This window comes from Paenibacillus sp. SEL1 (assembly GCF_054602535.1).
On the sequence record NZ_CM137723.1, the window covers coordinates 4,530,034 to 4,546,920 of the forward strand.

At 42.7% G+C, this 16,887-nt stretch carries 19 protein-coding genes; 17 read left to right on the forward strand and 2 right to left on the reverse strand.

The window, feature by feature from the left end:
* Positions 1–175 precede the first annotated feature (175 nt).
* The 9 genes from ACYCSE_RS21165 to ACYCSE_RS21205 all read left to right on the forward strand — a co-directional run bounded on the left by ACYCSE_RS21165 (position 176) and on the right by ACYCSE_RS21205 (position 9,840).
* A complete protein-coding gene (locus ACYCSE_RS21165; RefSeq protein WP_459699730.1) occupies positions 176–1,180 on the forward strand; it encodes a CobW family GTP-binding protein in 1,005 nt (334 codons plus the stop codon).
* Positions 1,177–2,301 carry a FecCD family ABC transporter permease gene (locus ACYCSE_RS21170; protein ID WP_459699732.1) on the forward strand — a complete coding sequence of 375 codons (1,125 nt, stop codon included), beginning with the start codon at positions 1,177–1,179 and terminating at the stop codon, positions 2,299–2,301. The genes ACYCSE_RS21165 and ACYCSE_RS21170 overlap by 4 nt, the downstream gene beginning before the upstream one ends.
* Positions 2,298–3,086: an ABC transporter ATP-binding protein gene (locus ACYCSE_RS21175; RefSeq protein ID WP_061831370.1), complete on the forward strand. Its 789-nt coding sequence runs from the start codon at positions 2,298–2,300 to the stop codon at positions 3,084–3,086. Before ACYCSE_RS21170 ends, ACYCSE_RS21175 begins: the two co-directional genes overlap by 4 nt.
* 62 nt (positions 3,087–3,148) lie before the next feature.
* Positions 3,149–4,171: an ABC transporter substrate-binding protein gene (locus ACYCSE_RS21180; protein ID WP_459702555.1), complete on the forward strand. Its 1,023-nt coding sequence runs from the start codon at positions 3,149–3,151 to the stop codon at positions 4,169–4,171.
* A gap of 217 nt (positions 4,172–4,388) precedes the next feature.
* Positions 4,389–5,096 (forward strand): metal ABC transporter ATP-binding protein, encoded by a 708-nt coding sequence (locus tag ACYCSE_RS21185; RefSeq protein ID WP_025724201.1) that lies wholly within the window; start codon positions 4,389–4,391, stop codon positions 5,094–5,096.
* On the forward strand, positions 5,042–5,890 hold the full coding sequence (locus ACYCSE_RS21190; RefSeq protein ID WP_430152535.1) for a metal ABC transporter permease: 849 nt from the start codon (positions 5,042–5,044) through the stop codon (positions 5,888–5,890). Before ACYCSE_RS21185 ends, ACYCSE_RS21190 begins: the two co-directional genes overlap by 55 nt.
* A gap of 54 nt (positions 5,891–5,944) precedes the next feature.
* Positions 5,945–6,943, forward strand: a complete 999-nt coding sequence (locus ACYCSE_RS21195) for a metal ABC transporter substrate-binding protein (protein ID WP_459699735.1) — start codon at positions 5,945–5,947, stop codon at positions 6,941–6,943.
* A 201-nt stretch (positions 6,944–7,144) separates the two neighbouring features.
* Positions 7,145–9,406: an ATP-binding cassette domain-containing protein gene (locus ACYCSE_RS21200; protein WP_459699737.1), complete on the forward strand. Its 2,262-nt coding sequence runs from the start codon at positions 7,145–7,147 to the stop codon at positions 9,404–9,406.
* A gap of 11 nt (positions 9,407–9,417) precedes the next feature.
* A complete protein-coding gene (locus tag ACYCSE_RS21205) occupies positions 9,418–9,840 on the forward strand; it encodes a MarR family winged helix-turn-helix transcriptional regulator (RefSeq protein ID WP_061831374.1) in 423 nt (140 codons plus the stop codon).
* Positions 9,841–10,126: 286 nt separating this feature from the next.
* Here ACYCSE_RS21205 and ACYCSE_RS21210 read toward each other — a convergent pair whose 3' ends face one another.
* Positions 10,127–10,378 (reverse strand): helix-turn-helix domain-containing protein, encoded by a 252-nt coding sequence (locus ACYCSE_RS21210; RefSeq protein WP_039273332.1) that lies wholly within the window; start codon positions 10,376–10,378, stop codon positions 10,127–10,129.
* A 240-nt stretch (positions 10,379–10,618) separates the two neighbouring features.
* Between ACYCSE_RS21210 and ACYCSE_RS21215 the strand changes: the two genes are divergently transcribed.
* The 6 genes from ACYCSE_RS21215 (at position 10,619) to ACYCSE_RS21240 (ending at position 13,424) form a co-directional block, all read left to right on the forward strand.
* Positions 10,619–10,972 (forward strand): hypothetical protein, encoded by a 354-nt coding sequence (locus ACYCSE_RS21215; protein WP_039273330.1) that lies wholly within the window; start codon positions 10,619–10,621, stop codon positions 10,970–10,972.
* A gap of 408 nt (positions 10,973–11,380) precedes the next feature.
* Complete coding sequence (locus ACYCSE_RS21220) at positions 11,381–11,743, forward strand: response regulator (RefSeq protein ID WP_023988407.1); 363 nt, start codon at positions 11,381–11,383, stop codon at positions 11,741–11,743.
* 84 nt (positions 11,744–11,827) lie between these two features.
* Positions 11,828–12,316, forward strand: coding sequence for a hypothetical protein (locus ACYCSE_RS21225; protein ID WP_039273324.1), 489 nt, complete (start codon positions 11,828–11,830; stop codon positions 12,314–12,316).
* Between the two features lie 104 nt (positions 12,317–12,420).
* On the forward strand, positions 12,421–12,615 hold the full coding sequence (locus ACYCSE_RS21230; RefSeq protein ID WP_013310131.1) for a hypothetical protein: 195 nt from the start codon (positions 12,421–12,423) through the stop codon (positions 12,613–12,615).
* Positions 12,616–12,627: 12 nt separating this feature from the next.
* Positions 12,628–12,963 (forward strand): YolD-like family protein, encoded by a 336-nt coding sequence (locus ACYCSE_RS21235; protein ID WP_452566756.1) that lies wholly within the window; start codon positions 12,628–12,630, stop codon positions 12,961–12,963.
* Between the two features lie 116 nt (positions 12,964–13,079).
* Positions 13,080–13,424: a cupin domain-containing protein gene (locus ACYCSE_RS21240; protein ID WP_061831375.1), complete on the forward strand. Its 345-nt coding sequence runs from the start codon at positions 13,080–13,082 to the stop codon at positions 13,422–13,424.
* A 100-nt stretch (positions 13,425–13,524) separates the two neighbouring features.
* On the opposite strand, the gene ACYCSE_RS21245 is transcribed toward ACYCSE_RS21240, so the two are convergent.
* Positions 13,525–14,394, reverse strand: a complete 870-nt coding sequence (locus tag ACYCSE_RS21245; protein WP_459699743.1) for an aminoglycoside 6-adenylyltransferase — start codon at positions 14,392–14,394, stop codon at positions 13,525–13,527.
* 690 nt (positions 14,395–15,084) lie between these two features.
* On the opposite strand from ACYCSE_RS21245, the gene ACYCSE_RS21250 reads away from it, so the two are divergent.
* Positions 15,085–15,780 carry a response regulator transcription factor gene (locus ACYCSE_RS21250; protein WP_459699745.1) on the forward strand — a complete coding sequence of 232 codons (696 nt, stop codon included), beginning with the start codon at positions 15,085–15,087 and terminating at the stop codon, positions 15,778–15,780.
* A 1-nt stretch (position 15,781) separates the two neighbouring features.
* On the forward strand, positions 15,782–16,837 hold the full coding sequence (locus ACYCSE_RS21255) for a HAMP domain-containing sensor histidine kinase (RefSeq protein WP_323873420.1): 1,056 nt from the start codon (positions 15,782–15,784) through the stop codon (positions 16,835–16,837).
* Positions 16,838–16,887 lie beyond the last annotated feature (50 nt).

Here is a 16,887-nt window from a genome sequence, read left to right on the forward strand (position 1 = left end):
CATGCCCGCTGGATTGTGCTTGTCTCACCTCCTATATTGACAATTCAAAGAGTGGTCATATATATTTATGTTTGTTATTAGTAATTATTACGATTAAAATCCGATAAATGATTGCAAGAAGGAAACTTTTACGGTACGATCCATATTAAATGTTGTAAAGACAAGGAGGGGTTATATGATACCGATAGTTGTTTTATCCGGTTTTTTGGGTAGCGGTAAAACCACTCTTCTTCAGCATGCGCTGGCTTACTACAAGGAGAAGGGCCTCAAGCCAGCCATTTTGATGAATGAGTTGGGTGATGTTAATCTGGACGGCAGTTTGGTGAATGGCCAAGCACCCATGAAGGAAATGCTCAGTGGTTGTATATGCTGTACTATTCGCGGGGATTTGGGCGTCGAGCTCATGAATCTTGCTGAAGAATATAAGCCGGACGTGATTATTGTAGAATGTACTGGAGTAGCTAACCCGATGGAAATTGTAGATGCAGTGACAGACGCCTCCATCTATTCTTCTATGATATTACAATCCGTTATCACGGTCATAGACGCGCGTCAATTTCTGGACTTTGCCTCGGGGAACGAGAGAAGCAAGTCGCTTCGTTTGATGCAGGATCAGCTTCGGTGCGCTTCCAAACTGATTATTAACAAGACCGATTTATTGGCTGTTGGCGAGTTACAGAAAGTACAGGCCCTCGTAAAAGAGTTAAATCCATATGCTCTGACTGTGAGCACGCAACGAAGTGACGTGGACGCGGGTATTTTTTTCTCCACTCAAGGAGAGGAGCGTATGGACGTTGACCATCAGTCTCATGATCACCATGACCACGCCCATGACCACGCCCATGACCACGAACATGGGGAGCATTATCATTCCTACGACCATGTAGTGGTTCACACGCATTTCTTTGGACAACCTGTGCCACGCTCCGAGTTTGAACAGTTGTTCCGCAGTTTGCCAGCTGAAATTTACCGGGCCAAAGGAATTGTGCGGTTTCTGGAATCAGAGGGTCAGATGATGTTTCAGTTTGCCTATCGGGAGCTGGAAATCATTCCGATCCGCCCGCAAAAGCCAGTGAACGATGTAGCGGTTGTCATGGGTGAGAATTTCTCTGCTTCCGAGATCGAGGAACAATTGAGAAAGTTGGAAGCGGCTGAAAAGCCATTGAGTAGTAGTTCATGACTTCGAGAACGAGCAACTTTAATCCATCAAGACCTAATCCATCACAACATAATTCTCGCGCACACCTAGCTGGCAAGCCTACTTGGGGATTTACAACAATTCTGCTGCTGACTGCTGGGCTGTTGCTTTCGGTGACACTCGCAGTCATGCTCGGTCCTGTAGCTCTCGCACCGGGGACGATATGGCGAATTGCACTGTCTCATCTTCCCTGGCTGGACCAGTGGATACCCGTGACATGGACCAAGCCTGAGCAATATATCGTTTGGGAAATCCGCTTTCCACGCGTGCTGCTAGGTGTTGTCGTAGGAGCAGGACTTGCTGTTACAGGGGCGACTATACAGGCATTAATTCGTAATTCGTTAGCGGACCCCTATATTTTAGGAGTCTCGTCTGGGGCTTCGGTGACAGCTACGTTGGTAATTGTGTTCGGAGCTTTTGGATTTTTAGGACGACTTGCGCTGCCTTTATCTGCTTTTATAGGCTCGTTAGCTGCAATGCTTATGGTGTTCGCGTTGGCTCGTGTGGCTGGGAGCATATCGACAACCCGCTTATTGCTGGCAGGAGTGGCGGTGTCCATGATGCTGTCGGCTGTGACTAGCTTTATCGTTACGATGGCCCCGAATGAAAAAGGCATTCGTGACGCGATGTATTGGATGATGGGAAGTCTGGCAGGTGCTCAATGGGACACGCTTTTCATTCCAAGCCTCATTGTAGCCGTTGGAACGGTAGTCCTCCTGACCCGATACCGTTCGCTGAATGCTTTGCTAACGGGTGAAGAAACCGCAGTAACGCTAGGTGTGAACGTACAGACGTTCCGCGTATTACTGGTTGTTGTGGCGTCTCTTTTAACCGGGGCAGTCGTATCAGTGAGTGGCTCGATTGGCTTTGTGGGGCTTATGATTCCGCACATCGTTAGGCTGATAGTGGGATCAGATCATCGGCGTGTACTGCCCGTCAGTCTGTTGGCGGGAGCTATTTTTGTCGTGTGGGCTGATGTATGTGCCCGGCTCGTGCTGGCTCCACAGGAGCTGCCGATTGGTATTGTGACGGCTGTGTGCGGAGGACCCTTTTTTGTGTGGCTGTTGCGTCGTAGTTCCTACTCGTTTGGAGGCGAAAAATGAATATAGAAGTCGAAAGCGTGACCTTCAGTATTCACGATAAACGGCTGATCGACGGCATCTGTCTCCAGGTAAAAGCAGGGGAGCTGGTCGGATTGATTGGTCCGAATGGCAGCGGGAAATCGACGTTGCTCAAAAATATGTATCGTGTGCTAAAGCCTGACAGTGGTTTGGTTACGTTGGATGGCCAAGATATGCTGCAGATGAAGTATAAAGAAACGGCCCGACAAATGGCAGTGGTGAGTCAGGATGCGCCGCAAACGTTTGATTTTTCAGTACGGGACATCGTCCTGATGGGTCGCCATCCGCATAAGAAACTGCTGGAAGCAGATACTGTTGCCGATCATGAATTGGTCGAGCAGGCGCTGGAGAGGGTAGGCATGAATGCTCAGGCGGATCAGGGCTTTGCCACCTTGTCTGGCGGAGAAAAGCAACGGGTATTAATCGCCAGAGCTTTGGCCGGGCAGGCGAAATTTCTTGTTTTGGATGAGCCAACAAATCATCTGGACATCCGGTATCAGCTGCAAATTCTGGATTTGGTCAAAACACTTCGGATAACTACGCTAGCTGCACTACATGATTTGAATTTGGCTGCATTTTATTGTGATCGAATGTATGTATTAAAAGAAGGCAAAGTGGTAGCTTCCGGTATAACGGAGGATGTGCTTCAGCCAGACCTGCTGTGGAGTGTATTCGGGGTGGAGACAGAAATCTGTATTCATCCAAAAACCGGGAAGCCGAATATTACCTTTTTACCGGATTCTCTCAGGAGAGGAGGCCATCCATGACGTTAACAGAAAAGGCGATACGAGAGGTTAATAAACTACAATTAAAAGAGGAGACGGGACATATGAAAGAATATGGCAAGCCCGCGTTACCGCTGGTTATGCTCGCTTTGGCGATGATGCTTTTGTTATCAGCCTGCGCAGCAGGAAACACGGATCAAACAAGCGATCCATCGGCAAACAGGCAGCAACCTGCCGCATCGCAAACGGCAACTACTATGACGTCGGTAGAGCTTGAGAACATGGGCGTTAAAATGGCATTTCCCGAGGCGCCCAAACGCGCGGTTACACTGAACCAGCACGCGACTGAGGTTATGCTGGCTCTTGGACTGGAATCCTCTATGGTAGGAACCGCGTATTTGGATGATCAGATTTTACCGAAATATAAGGCTCAATATGACAAAATCCCGGTACTGGCCGAACAATATCCGTCCAAAGAGGTGTTTATGGCCGCTGCACCGGATTTTGCCTATGCAGGCTGGAAGAGTGCCTTTAATGATAAAAATCTGGGTTCCCGTGAGGAGCTAGCCAAACAAGGGGTGCTGACCTATGTACAGGAGTCCTCAAACAAGCCGGGTCCCATATTAGAAGATGTATATCAGGATATACTAAATATTGGGCGTATTTTCAGGGTTGAGGAGCGTGCAGAAAAGCTGGTAAATGACATTCGTGAACAAGTGAAGTCCATTCAGACTCAAATTGGTACTGTTGAGCAGGCACCCAAGGTGTTTGTTTATGACAGCGGAGAAGACAAGCCCTTTACGGCTGCCAACAATTATCTAACGTCCTTGATTGAAAGTGTGAAGGCGAAAAATATTTTTGATGATATCGACAAAATTTTTACCGAGGTAAGCTGGGAAGAGGTTGTGAACCGTAACCCTGATGTGATCGTCATCCTCGACTATGGTGATACTTCACTGGCTGATAAAGAGAAGCTGCTCCTGAGCAAGCCTGCGCTGGCTGGTGTGGAAGCGATCAAAAACAAACGGTTTATTGTCCTGCCATTATCCGCGGCGGCTGAAGGTGTACGTGCACCGATTGCACTGAAAACCTTGGCTGTAGGCTTGTACCCGGACAAAATGAAGTAAACAAACAAAAGAGTTGCCAAAACATTGACGAACCTTGCCTAAACTGTTAAACTTGCTAATGCGTAAAGGTTACGTTTATCAAACGCTTATTTTTTTATTACCAAATCGTAATAATTACGGTAGATGGTTTAATGATCATAAACGACCTGGAGAATCTGTGCAAATGATGATCGCTCAGATGGCTCCAGGCTTTTTAAAGGAAAAGGAGATTTGCGTCATGTTATTGGCCTCATTGGAACAGGTCACATTTGGCTACGGAGATGTTCCTAACTTGGTGGATGCCAATGTTGAAATTTTTTCGGGAGAATTTGTGGCTATTACCGGACCGAATGGTGCTTCCAAATCAACCATGCTCAAACTATTACTCGGCTTGCTTCAGCCTTGGAAGGGCAAGGTGTTTATGTCTAACCGTACAGGTGAAGGCAAAAAGCTTGTTGTCGGCTTTGTATCCCAACAAATTGCTGCTTTCAATGGCGGATTTCCAAGTACGATTTTGGAATTTGTCCGTTCAGGAAGATATACTCATGGCTCTTGGTTACGCCGTATGCGGTCTGAGGATCATGATCTGACTGAGCAGGCGTTGCGTCAGGTAGGCATGTGGGATTTGCGTCACCGTAAAATCGGCGAATTGTCCGGTGGACAGAAGCAACGCATTTGTGTGGCGAGAGCGCTCGCTCAGGAATCGGATTTGCTCATTTTGGATGAGCCCACGACCGGCATGGATCAAGAAAGCCGCCATCATTTCTACGATCTGATGAATCAGCAGGTTAAGGAATATGGAAGAACTGTGGTCATGGTGACCCATGGACTATCGGAAGTACAACATTATCTGGATCGAATTATTGAGCTTGAAAGGAAGGAAGATGGCGGATGGAAATGCTGCACTACGACTTCATGCAGCGGGCATTTTGTGCCGGTGGGGTAATTGCACTGCTGGCCTCGGTGCTTGGAGTATACCTGATGCTGCGGCGTCAGGCTCTCATGGCGGACATGCTATCGCATGTATCGCTGGCAGGGGTGGCAGCGGGTGCCTATTTAGGCATTAACCCGACGATAACCGGATTTGTTGTTGCCGTAATCGGCGCGATTATCGTTGAATACGTTCGCAGGTCTTATAAAACGTATAGTGAGATTTCTGTGGCTATTATAATGGTAGGTGGCCTATCGACGGCTGTTATTTTAATGAATCTGAATCAGAGCATCAACAAAGGGTTTTCCGCTTATTTGTTCGGCTCGGTCGTAGCGGTCAATCAGACAGAGCTGATGTTGATGATCGTGGTGGCTATCATCGGAGGTATTTTCTTTTTCGTGTTCCGGCGCCCTTTGTATCAGATTACCTTTGATGAAGAAACGGCAAAGACTAATGGTCTTCCTGTCAAGTCTATCTCATTTGCGTTTAGTATTTTAACAGGGATGATTGTAGCCGCAGCCATGCCGATTGTCGGTGTGCTGCTTGTCTCCTCACTCATCGTGCTCCCTGCAGCGCTGGCGATTCGAATTGCACCGAGCTTCGCGGCAGCCATCTGGATATCTATGGTCACTGCATTGATCGGCGTATTTATGGGTTTAACGGCATCATATGAACTCAGTACTCCCCCAGGGGGGACGATTGCCATGGTGCTGTTATTATTCCTGATTGTAGGAGCTGGTATTCAAAAGCTGGTCCGTAAGCTGGGCAAGCAACAGGCTTCCCGACGGAAGAATGCGACAGGCCAGTGAGTGTAATTACAGTGAGAATTTACCAAAAAATCTAACACATAAGGAGTTATGAATATGAATACATGGTTCAAAAAATCATTTGTATTGTCTGCGGGACTAGCACTTATTTTGTCTGGCTGCGGAGCCAAATCGGATAATGCAGCTACAAATGCTTCCCAAACCGAGCCGAATGCGGCACAAACAGCAAACAGTGGTAAGAAGCTGAATGTAGTCACCACTTTTTATCCAATGTATGAATTCACGAAGCAAGTTGCTGGAGACCATGCTAACGTAACCGCGTTGATTCCTGCTGGTGCTGAACCGCATGACTGGGAACCGAGCGCCAAAGATATGGCACAGGTTAAGGATGCTGACGTATTTGTGTATAACGGTATTGTCGAAGGTTGGGCAGAACAGGCTTTGAGCAGCGCGTCCAACGATAAGCGTGTTGTAGTTGAAGCGAGCAAAGGGTTGAACCTGATGGAAGGGACTGCTGAGGAGGAAGAAGGAGAAGAAGCACACGCAGAGGAAGGCCATGATCACGATCATGTGCTGGACCCTCATGTATGGCTTGATCCAGTCTTAGCTCAAAAAGAAGTAGAAGCTATAGAAGCAGGGCTTGTAAAAGCCGATTCGGCAAACAAAGCTGATTATGAGAAAAACGCCGATGCTTATATCGCTAAGCTGAAAGAACTGGATACCGAGTTCAAAACGGGTCTGAAAGATGTAAAACGTAAAGACTTTATTACGCAGCATGCTGCTTTTAGCTATTTGGCTAAGCAATACGGTCTAACCCAAGTACCCATTGCCGGTTTATCTCCAGAGCAAGAGCCTACACCGGACAAGCTGGCGGGTATTATCAAATTTGCCAAAGAAAATAATGTTAAAACGATTTTCTTCGAAACTCTTGTTGATCCGAAGGTCGCTGAGACCGTAGCTACTGAAATCGGTTCAAAAACCGATGTACTGAATCCGCTCGAAGGATTGACAGATGAAGACAAACAGAAGAACCTGGATTACCTTGGTGTGATGAAAAACAATCTGGAGGCTTTGAAAAAAGCCTTGAATGAATAAGTAAACTTTAAATAAATAGTTCGAAAAAGACGTCGGCATAATAGCGGCGTCTTTTTTTATGACTATCGGCCCTTTGGTTACTGGTGATTTTCGTGTCTGCTGACTAAGTTCAACATTGCCATTCATAAAAATAATGATAAAATATAGTTGAGCATATCAACTATCAACCTAATCAACTATATTGTAAAGAAGGTAAATGAAATGAGCGACAATTGTATACGGGTATTAGGAGCGAGGGAACGAAATCTAAAAAATATAGATGTGGTGATCTCCAAAAAAGAAATTACCGTTTTTACAGGTGTATCCGGCTCAGGGAAATCATCTTTGGTATTCGATACAATAGCGGCAGAATCACAACGGCAATTAAATGAAACCTACACAAGTTTTATTCGTCACCGTATGCCGCATTATGGAAAACCAGATGTGGATACAATTGAAAATTTATCAGTCGCTTTTATTATCAATCAAAAACGGTTAGGTGGTAACGCAAGGTCAACAGTAGGGACAGTTACAGATATTTATTCTCTATTGCGACTGTTATTTTCACGAATCGGAACTCCGTTTGTAGGGTACTCTGATGTGTTCTCATTCAATAATCTGGCGGGTATGTGCAGCCAATGTCAAGGTTTGGGAAAGGTTGAAACAGTTGATATCGAACGACTGTTAGATAAAAACAAATCCTTAAACGAGGGCGCAGTCTGTTTTCCCACCTTTGAACCTGGGGGTTGGCGATTAACACGCTATATTCATTCGGGTTTTTTTGACAATGACAAAAAAATTAAGGATTATTCCGAAACCGAGTTGGAAATGCTTCTTTACGCTGATGGTATAAAAGTGAAAAAACCCTCACCTGAATGGCACAAAACCTCGTTGTATGAGGGGCTGATTCCGCGCATTGAGCGGAGTTTTCTAAAAAAAGAAGAAGGAGAAAAGATAAGATACAGTAAACAAATTGAACGTTTTGTTACCAAACAGACTTGTTCACACTGCAACGGGACACGCCTGAGTGACAAGGTCCTATCTTGTAAAGTGAATGGGAAAAATATCGCTGAATGCACTGAAATGCAGGTGAGTGAACTTTTAGAGTTTATTGAGGCCATTCATACTCCGATGACCACCACAATCGTTTCAGAGTTAGTCAATCGGCTGCGGCAGATGGTATCGATTGGATTAGGCTATTTAAGTTTAAATAGAGAAACACCTACTCTTTCAGGTGGGGAGTCGCAAAGAATCAAAATGGTTTGTCAACTGGGAAGTAGTCTGACTGACCTTACTTATATTTTCGATGAGCCAAGCATAGGGCTACATCCCCATGATATAAGCAAAATAAATGACCTTATGAAACTTTTGCGAGACAAAGGCAACACCGTGCTTATCGTGGAACATGACCCCGATCTGATAAAGATTGCAGACCATGTAATCGACATGGGACCGGGTGCGGGAATTTATGGTGGTGAAATTGTATATCAGGGCGACTTACAAGGATTAAAGGAATCGGGTACACTGACTGGGAAATATTTGTCACACCAGCCTGAGTTTAAACTCAATACACGCACCCCAAAAGGCTGGCTTTCCATCGAAAATGCAACATTACATAATTTGAAAAATATTTCGGTTCAAATACCCAAAGGAGTAATGACCGTTGTAACTGGTGTCGCTGGTTCAGGAAAAAGTACGCTTATCAATCAAGTATTACCTCAATTTTTTCCTGAAACTATATTCATCGATCAAAAAGGGATACAAGCGTCAAAACGTTCAAATATAGCCACCTTTATGGGGATCTTTGATAGGATCAGAAAGTTATTTGCAAAAAAGAACGGTGTTAGTGCCTCCCTGTTCAGCTTTAATTCGCAAGGGGCTTGTCCTGTTTGTAAAGGCTTGGGTGTTACATACACAGACTTAGCTTTTATGGATACAATTGTTACCGTGTGCGAGGAATGCCAAGGGGATCGTTTTACCGATGAAGTGCTCCAATACAAGCTAAGAGGCAAAAATATTAGTGAAGTCCTTAAAATGACTGTAGCCGAAGCTTTGGACTTTTTTCAGGAAGAAGAAATTAGCAGGGGATTAAAAATGCTTTCAGATGTTGGAATCACTTATATTCCTTTGGGACAACCACTAAACACTTTATCAGGCGGGGAATTACAGAGGATAAAGCTTGCTTCCGAGCTTGAAAATGACGGGCAAATTTATGTTCTGGATGAACCTTCAACTGGCCTGCATATGGCGGATATAAAACAGTTAATTGGTGTAATGAATCGCCTAGTGGAACAAAATTCAACCCTTATTGTAATCGAACATAATTTTGATATTATTTGTCAATCTGATTGGATTATCGACTTAGGTCCTTTTGCCGGGCAAAATGGTGGTGAAATCATATTTACGGGGTTAACGGAAGATTTAGTTAAATGCAGAGATTCACTTACAGGAAGTTACCTGAAAGAATATATTGAGCGCACATAGGAGGAAAAGCAATGCCAACAAAAGATTTAGAAGATAGTTATGTTCCTTTTCAATGTATGATTTTAGCTTACTCTAACCGGTTCAGCGTAGAAGGTGTATCAACGGCACAATACTATATACTGGATACTTTGAATAAGCAAGGTCCTAAAACAACAAAAGAACTCGCTGAAATGAAAGGTATTTCACAATCGGGTATTTCTAAATTGACGAAACGTCTGTTGGAGAAAAAGTATATAAATCAGGAAAGGCAACTCAATGACCGCCGCTCTTATAATATTGTACTTACTAGTGAGGGAAAAGCGTTTCTTAACCGTGTTGAGGATTTCGGAAATGAAATCATGAATTTAATGGAAGAAGCATTAACAGAAGATGAAGTACAGTCCTTCTCATTGATGTGCAAGAAAATTACGAGCCTATACGCTGAAAAGCTGTAGGATAGTCATGAGCGTGATCAACCACGCTTTTCATCTGATAACAACAGCGGCCGCTTTGGAAGAGAGGCTTTTATTTACCCTAAGCTATCGAGTGTATCGAGAAAATCATTATCCACCAGCCGGAACAGGCACGGTAAAACCGCCGCCTGCTATGAGTTTGTTGCTTCCTTTAGGACACTGTCCGAAAAGGTCAGAAATATACTTAAAAAGCTGCGGTATATTATATTTACTTATTGCTATAAGCAGTTATCTCTATTACGTAGACCATAAAAACGATCTCTCTCCATTAGACAGAAGAGAGATCGTTTTTTGCGTTGCGTGGGATATATTCCAGAACATCGCTCAGGTTATGTCTCTGACCTGTAAGATCTTCTAATGTGTCGAGAATGTGACTTAATGTTTCCAGATCTATGCGTTTTGTCTTACCATCGCACATATCGTAGATTAAGTTCGGTCGAACTTTTGCTTCACGAGCCAAGGCATTTTTTGTGATTCCTGCTTTGCCCAATGTTTCCTCTAACTTTATATTTATCGCCAAAGATAATCACCTCTTATCAAGTATTTTACCCTGTTAGTAAGCATTATGAAATAATCATTTGACGATAAACGTTTAGGGGTGTATATTCATTATAGGAGTTATCGTATAACGATAAATATTAAACGATAATATCTACTAGAAATCTATTTTTCACAAACGAATTGATTATTATACTTGCTTGGTTGTTAGATTAAGTTTTGATCCGGTCAAATAAATTTTTTTAGAAAAGAGGAAAAGGACATGTCAGACATTGCTGTGCTTGAGAAGATTGTGATTGTTCATGTATGGGAAGAGGAAGAACTTGATTATGAAACGAGCGAGGCTTATCTTATTAAGCCAGGCTATGCTATGTATGTTCTAACTGGCACTGTTCATTTGGCAAGAGTGGAGAGAATTTATCAAACGGGTTTGCATCGTTTTTACGTTGAAGATCGGAGCACTGCATCTATTCAATTAGCATCTTGTCTAACAGGAGACATATCTGTAAAGATACAAGAAATTGTTATGAAGTTATTGAGTAAAAATGCATTAGATTGGCTCACTTGTGATGTAATGCATGGTATGACAGGGGGCTTTGAATTTGAAACATTATAATATAGGCTACATATTCTAAAGTTAAGAATCCTAAAAAAGTAGAAATTGTTAATCAGAACGGGTTCACAAACTTACATGAAAACGGAGTAGGCGGAATGGTGCTGTACAAGAAAGTACCATCCGTCTGCGGAGTGGCACGATAGGTAGTTTTTAAATTCAGCTTATATAGTACTAAGGTTTCAATAGATACCTAGTACTTTGTAATCTTCACACTACATAAATTATTTACGTCATTGTGAAACGTTTTTTTGAAAACTAATGCTGTAGTAGCTAGTTTCAAATTTCTTTTATAATTCATTGGTAGCGTTTTTATTTTTACAGATTCTTTCTATTAATATTACTAGTTTATTCACCGATATTGAAGTTTGGGCGTGCAATATCATTTGACAACGGATTGGAGAGGTTAATTTGGCAACAGTTATAGTAGTGGATGACTCTTTATTTATGCGTTCTGTGCTTAAGGATATTCTTTTGGATTTAGGTCACGCTGTTATCGCGGAAGCAGAAAATGGGTATGATGCTGTTTTGAAATACGCACACTTTCGTCCCGATTTAATCACCATGGATATTAATATGCCTAAGATGGACGGACTTGAGGCTGTTAAAAAGATTGTAGAGCTTGATCCTCAAGCCAACATTTTGATGTGTTCTGCTTTGGGGCAGCAGGAAGCGATTATAAAAGCATTTCAGGCAGGTGCAAAAGACTTTATTGTTAAACCATTTGAGATGGAAAGGGTCGTGAATGCAGTCACAAAAATGCTGGGGAGTTAATGAATCAAGATTTTAATACATAAATATTGAACATGTTAAAGCGAGAATTCCATGCTTATTTTCACGAATATGGAGATGAATAGGATGAGCAATCGAGTGTTGTCTCAAAAAGTATTTATAGACGAATTGATCGCTACGATCAAGAATGGAGGGCTTGTCCCTGTAAATTATGAACACCTCATCAGCGAACAAAGAGAAAGAATGGATGCTCTTAACAATGAACTTACCCTTCGTATTGAGGGATTAGAGACTGATTTGATCTCTGCTTCGACACATTCCATTCCTTTTGCCAATGGCGAAATTATGTTTCTTGCTCGTTATATTGTACTCATTGGGGACCATACCGAGGGATACTTTGTGTTCTATCGAGCAGAAGATTGTGAAAGTCCAGAGGAATATCAGTTTTTAACAAGCTCTTATCAACTTCCACATTTATTACTTGAATTATCTCTTTCTTTAAAAGAACATGGTACTAATGAGCCGATTGATATTCTGACTTATTGGAATGGCCCTGTCTATCCGCTGAAAGATTTGAATAAAGAAGATATTAAGCTATCCACCTATGAATTTTAATTCCCTTGAGAGAGTCAAATCCCTCAGGGGATTTTTTTACATTGATAATCAAACGCATGTTCGCATATAATACAAACAAACGTTCTGATAAGGAGTGAAGGATCATGTTGGAAAAATACGTGGGGCAGATCGTGGAAATCGTGTATTTGGATCGGAAGGGCAAGCTGTCTCATCGACGTATCGAGGTGCATCGTGTGCAGAATGGCTTGATACGAGCCACCTGTCTACAGACAGGCCAGCCACGTGTTTTTCGATTAGATCATGTATTGGCATGGCATCCGGTAACCAGAACAGCATAGGAGGGGCTTACGATGGGGAGAAAGCTTGAAGGAAATGGCATATGGGAAAGCTCGCGCATGATTTTGCCTGAGCATCGGGAGGCATATTTAAGACTGATGAAGGAGCAAGGAAGGCGCGGCAAGCCAGCACTGGACGATCAGGAAATGCAGCAGATTGAACAGGCCATCATCGTATCCTATAACGAACGGAAGCCTATTACGCTAAAAGTGTTCAACCCGTTTGATGATGAGGAGCTTCGTGGATTGGTCACGGTGATTAATACAAGTCGGCGAGAAGTGAAGCTGTCCCGTGGGGAGGAGGATTTTAGCTGGATTAAGTTGGAGGAAATTATCGAGGCGGATATATAAAAAAGTCTGACTAAGTCGGACTTTTTTACATTTGTCCTGCCGTTTTATAATTAAGATTGTAGCTCTATGAATTCATATATAAAATAAACTGTAATTGCAAAAGGAGGAGTTCAATAATGAAAATTAGTAAAAATAATGCCGAACATTATATATGGGGAGATCAATGTGATGGTTGGCGCTTGGTGAAAAATAATGATTTGAGCATTATTCATGAGCGGATGCCCGGAAATACACATGAGGTCAGACATTATCATCATCATGCGCGCCAATTTTTCTTTATTTTATCAGGCACAGCGGTACTTGAAGTGGATGGTGAACGAATCCAATTAGGATCTCAGGAAGGATGTGAGGTTCCTCCTATGGTGCCTCATCAAATGTTTAATGAAACGAATCAGGATGTTGAATTTTTGGTTATTTCTCAGCCTGCGAGCAGAGGTGACCGGGTTCTGACCGAAAAATAATATTTTGGAGCAGACCTAAAGGAGCATATAGGACAGAATAACTTAGAGTATAAAAAAACCAGCCTAGCACATGAAAATCAAGTGCCGACTGGTTTTTTTATCAATAAATGTCCTTAGCATCTGCTGGGAGAGCTTTTACGTGATGGAGATAGTTTGTAACACGTTGATCGTCCAGAGTCGGATATTCGTAACCATAATAGTTCGCTATTTCCAAGGCAACTTCTCTAAATAAATTTCCCATGATCAAAAGAGACTGCCACATATGTTCATAATCTGCATCCGCAAATGTTTGGATGTAGAGCGTCCAAAGTCCAGGCTCAAGGTGGTTCTCGAAATATTTTCCCTGTTTACCCGGATCTGCCGCGAAGTCTGTTCGTATACCAATATGCCATTCCAGCATCAAGTGGAGCGCATCTCTAACAGGCCGATCTAGCATAAATTTAGCATAGGGCAGCTCCTGTCGCCATAACCCTTTAGCCACATAAGTACTGACCCACCAGAACTCATTACAGGAATCTGCATAGGTTTGGGCGGTTGGAGGGACCGTCTTATAATCTTGAAGATTTGGCGGTGGAAAAGGCTTTACCAGTCCGTCTTTATCCAAGAGCAGTACACTTAAGCTGTCTCGGGTCCAATTGGCGATGTTATTCGCAGGGTAGAGTGTAAGATCTATGCGATTTCCGTCCGTAAATAACATGAGAAAAGCAAAGCGATCATGGGGCATCGGGGTAGGTTCCATATGCTCATCGGGCGTCTGCATAATGATCAATTCACCAAAATGGTTGATCCAGCGACGTTCCTGAATAAAGCTGTCCATGGAGGATACGAGAAAGACGATATCATAATCCTGAAAAATGTCCCGTGGAGCATGTGGATTGGCGCGTGAACCATTCAGAATCACGGCACGTACCCGTTCGTCCTCTTGAGCAAAATGGAGAATGGTATGAAGCATTTCATGTTCACTTCTCATAATAGTTGTCTCCACAAACGGTATCTAAAGGAGAAAAACGTGGACAAGGGAGTAATAGAAATAATGGCCACTAGCTCAAGGATCATCAAGGAAAACAACCTCCTGTAAGTTCTTTTATCTGGGAAAAGTCTCCTACCCTTACAATAGCCTATACACAGAAGCCATTCAATTGTGCTGCCGAGGCCTTCTTCATTACCAAAAGTACACTTGACCGAATTGTATGTTTTATCCATAATGAAGCGAGGCATCAAGTACAGACCATCGAAACTCTCATAGGCTTATGGGAGGCAAATCAGACAGATGTGTGCTCATCACATGATTCAAGGAATGGAACTCGCAGAATCTTATTTTTATAAGGCATTCGGTCTTTTTAATACAATGAAGCATCACATATCGATTCAAGGTGTCATTAGCGGCACCATACCGGGTAGAATTTTTTATCTAATAATGGGGATAACGCTGTATTGAGCAACCCCCAAGGCATTTTTCTGGGAGGAAGTCCGGACAATAAATTTTTAAAAGAAATCAACATGTTGCTTCAAGAAATCCTATTACCTCAACTGGCATCCAAAGGAGAAATATCCGGAACTGGAGAGGCGCTTTGAGCGCGACTTTTTTTGTCAATTCGAGTCCATGCGGCTCTTGTGTTATATAAATGCAGTCCATTTAAAGAGGTTGGGAGGTATAAAGATGCCAAAAACGATATTAGTTGTAGACGACGATGAAGAAATCGTAAAACTCATCACAAAGAGTTTAAGGTACGAGCAATTTGCAATAATTTCGGCATGTTCCGGGAAAGAAGCCTTATCTGCATTGAAAGAAAATCACATTGATTTCATCGTTCTTGATATAGTGATGCCTGATATGGATGGACTTGATGTCTGCAGAAGTATCCGAAATTCCTATAATGTCCCAATTCTGTTTTTAAGTGCGCGTGATAAGGACATTGATAAAATCGTCGGGCTCGAAATAGGAGCAGACGATTACATGACCAAACCTTTCAGTATTCAGGAGCTTGTCTCCAGGATAAAGGCTCACTTCAGAAAAGTGGACAGGCTTTTTAAAGAGTGGTATGAACTTAGTCCCAGTAACGAAAAGGCGGATGCTCCGCTCATTTTGAACGATAAGACGTTTGAAGCATTTCTGAATAGCAGGAAGCTCAACTTATCAACGAAGGAATTTCAGATTCTGTCTATCCTCATGCGCCACCCCAATCATGTATTGACTCGTGAGCAGATATATGAAAACGTCTGGGGAGACGAATACGGAGAAATAAATACCGTAACGGTTCATATAAAAAATATCCGTAAGAAACTTGGTCCTGAATATGACTTTATTAAAACAATATGGGGCATAGGATATAAATACACGGAAAGAGAGCAATAGTATGAAACTGAAAATAAAGCTTCCTCTTTTGTTCCTGCTGATGTTTATAATATTCATGTTTTCGATTGGAATGTATCTGAAGCTTGTCTTTGCAGTATATTCCCCTATACGCAGTTCATTGCTGGACTCGCGATATATAGCATTGCTCCTGCCCATATTTGCAATTGCCTGTTTCATATTTATTATTCTGATTATCTATATTCATTTTTGCATAGAGAAACCCATTCAGCTTCTGAATACCAGGCTTGAAGAAGTAAATATTGTACATCCACTGCCTCCGCTAGCTCTGAGAAGTAATGATGAGATCGGAGAACTTTATAAGCACTTCAATAAGATGGAGCATCGGCTTCAACTCGCGCACAAAGAGCAGATCGATATGATCGCGGCAATTGCCCACGACTTGAAAACACCCTTGACATCTATTAATGGTTTTACTGAACTGCTGGCTACACACAAGGATTTACCAGAAACTGAAAAGCAGGAATATTATGATTTGATTCAAAGGAAGTCAGGATATATGGTCGAACTCATCAATGATTTCTCCAGCTTCACCAAAGAAAAACTGGAGTTGGAATCTATGGTAGCTAAACCTGTAAAAGCATCAAAATTATTTGAAAACATTGCCCTTGAATATGAGTATGAGTTGGCGGGACTTGACAACGAGCTTACTTGCCGCCATTCATTCACGGAAAATATATTGCTGATGGTCAATGAACCGATGATACGTCGGGTTTTCGGCAACCTCTTTAGCAATGCTGTAAGATATGGAGGGAAAAATAAACTGAAAGTGTATATGACCGGATACCCGCTAGGACAGCATGCCTTTTTTCAAATCGAAGATAATGGAATTGGAGTGCCGGATAAGGATATATCTTCTCTGTTCCTCAAATTTTTCACTGTGGATAAATCGCGGCAAATCCAAAAGGGCGGGCTGGGTCTGGGTCTTGCAAGCTGTAAATCCATTATTGAACATCATAGGGGCGAAATTTGCGCCTACCCTTCCGAATATGGCGGTTTGGGGATAAGATTCAGCCTTCCCTTGGCCGCACAACACTGATTTTATTTTTGCACATTTTCTTTTACTACAGGAGTTAAAGGCTGCTGCCG

Coding starts and splice junctions, on each gene's coding strand:
- ACYCSE_RS21205 (WP_061831374.1), top strand. CDS start 9,418: ATGCCAACAAAAGATTTAGAAGATAGTTATGTTCCTTTTCAATGTATG.
- ACYCSE_RS21240 (WP_061831375.1), top strand. CDS start 13,080: ATGAAAATTAGTAAAAATAATGCCGAACATTATATATGGGGAGATCAA.
- ACYCSE_RS21190 (WP_430152535.1), top strand. CDS start 5,042: ATGGAAATGCTGCACTACGACTTCATGCAGCGGGCATTTTGTGCCGGT.
- ACYCSE_RS21170 (WP_459699732.1), top strand. CDS start 1,177: ATGACTTCGAGAACGAGCAACTTTAATCCATCAAGACCTAATCCATCA.
- ACYCSE_RS21175 (WP_061831370.1), top strand. CDS start 2,298: ATGAATATAGAAGTCGAAAGCGTGACCTTCAGTATTCACGATAAACGG.
- ACYCSE_RS21255 (WP_323873420.1), top strand. CDS start 15,782: ATGAAACTGAAAATAAAGCTTCCTCTTTTGTTCCTGCTGATGTTTATA.
- ACYCSE_RS21245 (WP_459699743.1), bottom strand. CDS start 14,394: ATGAGAAGTGAACATGAAATGCTTCATACCATTCTCCATTTTGCTCAA.
- ACYCSE_RS21225 (WP_039273324.1), top strand. CDS start 11,828: ATGAGCAATCGAGTGTTGTCTCAAAAAGTATTTATAGACGAATTGATC.
- ACYCSE_RS21230 (WP_013310131.1), top strand. CDS start 12,421: ATGTTGGAAAAATACGTGGGGCAGATCGTGGAAATCGTGTATTTGGAT.
- ACYCSE_RS21180 (WP_459702555.1), top strand. CDS start 3,149: ATGAAAGAATATGGCAAGCCCGCGTTACCGCTGGTTATGCTCGCTTTG.
- ACYCSE_RS21215 (WP_039273330.1), top strand. CDS start 10,619: ATGTCAGACATTGCTGTGCTTGAGAAGATTGTGATTGTTCATGTATGG.
- ACYCSE_RS21235 (WP_452566756.1), top strand. CDS start 12,628: ATGGGGAGAAAGCTTGAAGGAAATGGCATATGGGAAAGCTCGCGCATG.
- ACYCSE_RS21165 (WP_459699730.1), top strand. CDS start 176: ATGATACCGATAGTTGTTTTATCCGGTTTTTTGGGTAGCGGTAAAACC.
- ACYCSE_RS21250 (WP_459699745.1), top strand. CDS start 15,085: ATGCCAAAAACGATATTAGTTGTAGACGACGATGAAGAAATCGTAAAA.
- ACYCSE_RS21185 (WP_025724201.1), top strand. CDS start 4,389: ATGTTATTGGCCTCATTGGAACAGGTCACATTTGGCTACGGAGATGTT.
- ACYCSE_RS21200 (WP_459699737.1), top strand. CDS start 7,145: ATGAGCGACAATTGTATACGGGTATTAGGAGCGAGGGAACGAAATCTA.
- ACYCSE_RS21195 (WP_459699735.1), top strand. CDS start 5,945: ATGAATACATGGTTCAAAAAATCATTTGTATTGTCTGCGGGACTAGCA.